The 3,732-nt window shown below is 62.2% G+C and carries 5 protein-coding genes and 1 pseudogene; 4 read left to right on the plus strand and 2 right to left on the minus strand.

Features of this window, described 5'->3' with window-relative positions:
• Positions 1-8: 8 nt before the first annotated feature.
• Together WAN71_RS09680 and WAN71_RS09685 are read right to left on the minus strand one after the other, a co-directional pair.
• A complete protein-coding gene (locus WAN71_RS09680) occupies positions 9-470 on the minus strand; it encodes an MmpS family transport accessory protein (protein WP_422225122.1) in 462 nt (153 codons plus the stop codon).
• Between the two features lie 255 nt (positions 471-725).
• Positions 726-1,151 (minus strand): hypothetical protein, encoded by a 426-nt coding sequence (locus tag WAN71_RS09685; RefSeq protein ID WP_422225123.1) that lies wholly within the window; start codon positions 1,149-1,151, stop codon positions 726-728.
• Between the two features lie 349 nt (positions 1,152-1,500).
• On the opposite strand from WAN71_RS09685, the pseudogene WAN71_RS09690 reads away from it, so the two are divergent.
• From WAN71_RS09690 to WAN71_RS09705, 4 genes and pseudogenes are all read left to right on the plus strand, one after another.
• Positions 1,501-1,584 (plus strand): annotated as a pseudogene (locus WAN71_RS09690) (short-chain dehydrogenase); the annotation flags it as partial.
• A gap of 52 nt (positions 1,585-1,636) precedes the next feature.
• On the plus strand, positions 1,637-1,996 hold the full coding sequence (locus WAN71_RS09695) for an SDR family oxidoreductase (protein ID WP_422225126.1): 360 nt from the start codon (positions 1,637-1,639) through the stop codon (positions 1,994-1,996).
• Between the two features lie 5 nt (positions 1,997-2,001).
• Entirely contained in the window at positions 2,002-3,243 is a 1,242-nt protein-coding gene (locus WAN71_RS09700; protein ID WP_422225124.1) for a thiolase family protein, read from the plus strand.
• Positions 3,244-3,248: 5 nt separating this feature from the next.
• Positions 3,249-3,732, plus strand: a 484-nt coding sequence (locus WAN71_RS09705; RefSeq protein ID WP_422225125.1) for a DNA-3-methyladenine glycosylase I, incomplete at its 3' end; no start/stop codon positions are given.

The raw sequence follows: 3,732 nt of genomic DNA on the forward strand, positions 1-3,732 counted from the left end.
ATGCTCGCTCACGCGGATTTCACTAGGCAGAAGACGTGCGCATCCTGATGCGTGTCGGATTGTTCAGCGCCGGGGGCGCCGGGGGGGACAACGCCGTTCACCAGTATCCGGCAGCCGACGTGATCACCGCCGTGAACTTGCGCCGAGATGCTGGCGGACACCACCGTGAGCGTGGTCGTCTCCGTGCGCGACCACGGCAACGTCGTGAGATCAACCCGATGCGGATGCCCGTCGACGTCCGCCCAGACGAGCATCCCCCCCGTCCCGATGGAGCCGGACAACTCATACACGACCTGTTTGGGACTGAACTCCGGAGGTGCTTGCGGGGGAAGGACGGTGATGACAGGCGGGGGGGCGGAAAATTCGTGCACCTTCCACATCAACACCCCACCCAAAGAGAGCGCAACAACGGCAACCAATGGCATCCAGACTCGCGCCAAGACAGTCCTGCCGACTGAACGAGGGCTCACTCCATCACCTTTCGGAATCCGGTCCCCGACGTCGTGTCCTCGCTTCGTCCCCGACCCCGGTGTCAAGGCCACACCCCTCGGCCGTATATCAACTAGGTTGAGATATGGCCGCTATGACACTACCAGCCGCGGCAGGAACGCAAGCAAGCGGTGTGTGACGTTATCAGCTGCTGGTGCTGTCGGCAGCACGTCCGAACCAACTTCCAATTCACCGGAAATCAACGGTTTGTGCCACACCATATGCCTTGTGTTGCTTCAAGCCATTTTCCGTAGTCGCCCTTTCAACCTTGCGCTGCGGAGAAGCCGAATGGCGAGGTTTGTGGAGGTCAACATGGGGATCAGCCCGAGGAATGTCCGCTCGGAGGGCGTGGCTCCATGCAAGTAGTAAAGACTGCCAAATACAAAAAAGCAGCCCAGCATGAACAAAGTGCCGGGGATGCAGAATGCCATCGGCGAACTACGATCGGCAACGATTTGCTTCGCATAATTCAGCTCATCGGTCGACATGGGTTCGCGTTTACGTACTTTCTTTAGAACCGCTTTGGTGCTCCAAATTTCTTCGCTTATCGGAGCCGGCGTTCGATCTCCCAGCCGCTTCACGTGTACAGCGGCAAAGGCTGCGAACACCAACGCCAGCGCAAGGGCGACTATGGTCACAAAACCAAACAAAGCCGATTCCACTATTCCGCTCCTCCGCTCCCGCCGAAGTACCGAAGATTTCTCAAGACGCTACCTCGTCGAGTCGCACCCGGGGCCTCGGCTTACACCCCGCAACCGCCCTGGTCATGGTTCGTCCAGGTAGCGAGGGTGAAATCTTCGGTCTACATCTATACCAGCGACGCGCCTCGCCGTACGATCTCGAAATGCTGCAGGGGCCGAACCGCCCGGCGGGGCCAGTGACTTTCACTTGCGCGATGTACCGCCCAATCTGCGAGTGTTGACGCTTGGTCGGCCCGATCATTTGGCGTCACCTGTTGATCAAACAGCTCATTCCTGTACGCGGAGGCCGACGCTGATATCGAAGGTCGCGATGATCACTGGAGCCAGCCGGGGGATCGGTGACGCGACGGCACGGGTTCTTGCCGAACGCAGGTTTCGGGTGGTTGTCAACTACCGGTCGAGCACCGCGGAAGCCGAGGATGTGGTTGCGGCCATTAAACAGCTCGGTGGAAAGCTGGACCGAGAACTGCACGCCGCGTTTCTTCTCACCAAAGCTGTTGTGCCGGGCATTGACTTCCCGTGGCTATGGCCGTTTGTTCTATCTCACCGCCGAGCCGTCGCGGCATCCGCGCAACGGCATGATCAACCTGGGCGTCCCAAAGGCGGCCATGAATCAGTTTGCGCGTTACATCGCACTCGAGCTGGCGCCGCACGGAATCACCGCCAACCTCGTCGCACCGGCAACGGTGCAGGGTCCGGATGATGCGGTGCGAGAGATCACCGACCAGCTCGATACTCGGATCCGGTTCAATTCCGTTGCGGACGGCGGAGAACCGGGATTCGCTGAAGTGCCTGCGGATAGGTGACAGATATGACTGATGCATTCGTTCTTGGCGGGACACGCACACCGTTTGGGCGCTACGGGGGATCGCTGTCGCATCTGAGACCTGATGATCTGCTGGGCATGACGATGCGAGGCGCCTGTGAGCGCGTCGGGGTACCCCTCGAGCAGATCGAAGACATCATGGCGGGTTGCGTCAACGTAGCCCACGAGGGACTGGGCGACGTCGGCCGATGGGCCGCACTGGCCGCCGGGTTCCCCGACAGTGTCGCGGCGGCCACGATCAACCGGTTCTGCGGCTCGTCAGTGAGTGCGACGGTGGCCATCAGCCACGCGATCATGGCCGGCGAGTTGAATGTCGGCATCGCCTGCGGGGTCGAGTCGATGTCCCGATCGGGATGGGCCTTCATGAAAGGGGACGCACCGTTCTCCCCGCGCGGTCCTATTTTCCTGCTGGACACGATGTGGGCTGGGGCCGGCGGCCCACCAAACCCGGTCTTGTTGGCCCGCAACGCGTACATCTCGATGATCGAGACAGCGCAGAACGTGTCCGATCGTTACGAGCTGACACGCGAGGAGATAGATGCGTTCGCCTTGCGGTCCCAACACCGGGCCGCAGCGGCCCGTGATTCCGGCCGACTGGCCAAAGAGATTATGCCCGTGCCGATCCCGGCAACCAGGAAAGCCGCGGCGCGGGTGTTCGAGCACGACGAGTTCATTCGCGACGACACCACCGCCGAACGGCTGGCCGCTCTGCCGGTCCAGGCCGGGACCACCCAGATGACCGCCGGCAACTCATCCCCGCTCACCGACGGGGCCAGCGCGGTCGTGATCGCGTCAGGAGAGAAGGCGGCCGAGCTTGGTGTCGCCCCGCTGGCCAGGGTGGTGTCGTCAGCCGTCTACGCGCTCGATCCACTGATCATGGGACTTGCGCCGGCGTGGGCGATTCCCTTGGCGCTCAAGCGCGCCGGACTCACCCCCGACCGGGTCGACGTTTGGGAAGTGCACGAAGCATTCAGCGCACAAGCGCTCGGGGTGCTGCGTGAGCTATCCAACCAGCTGGACGGGTTCACGATCCCCGACGACAAGCTCAACCCCAACGGAGGGGCGGTCGCGACCGGGCACCCATTCGGCGCCTCAGGCACAAGGTACGTGCTGACCCTGGCCACCGAACTGCGGGAGCGCAAGGTGCGATACGGGGTAACTGGTGTGTGCATCGGCTCGGGGCAGGGCATTGCGCTAGTCCTGGAGAACCCTGAAGCCGTGGCATGAAGGCGATGGCCGGTGTCGATATGCCACCACAGCTGCCCACGGTGGCAACCGCCGCCGACGGTGTCACCCGCTGCCGTTGGGCTACCGAGACGGGCCGCGATTTGACCGGCTATCACGACCAGGAATGGGGAACGCCGACGCGCGATCAGGCCGCGCTTTTCGAAGCGCTCGTTCTGACGTACTTCGAGAACGGTTTGTCATGGGCGACTGTCTTCGACAAACGAGACAACTTTCGTGCGGCGTTTCGCGGATTCAACCCCGAGGCCGTTGCCGCGATGACCCCCGAGGACGTCGAACGATTGATGGCCGATACCTCCATCGTTCGCAATCGGCGAAAGATCGAGGCCACGCTACACAACGCCCGTGTCCTGTCGAAATGCTCGTTGTCGCAACTGGTGTGGCAACACCAACCGCGCAAGCACCACCGACTGCGGAGCTGGGCCGATGGCCGAATGGCAAGCCCGGAGTCGCGCCAACTTGCCCTAGCGT

Source organism: Mycobacterium sp. (genome assembly GCF_049280035.1).
GTDB lineage: Bacteria > Actinomycetota > Actinomycetes > Mycobacteriales > Mycobacteriaceae > Mycobacterium.

Coding starts and splice junctions, on each gene's coding strand:
- WAN71_RS09700 (WP_422225124.1), top strand. CDS start 2,002: ATGACTGATGCATTCGTTCTTGGCGGGACACGCACACCGTTTGGGCGC.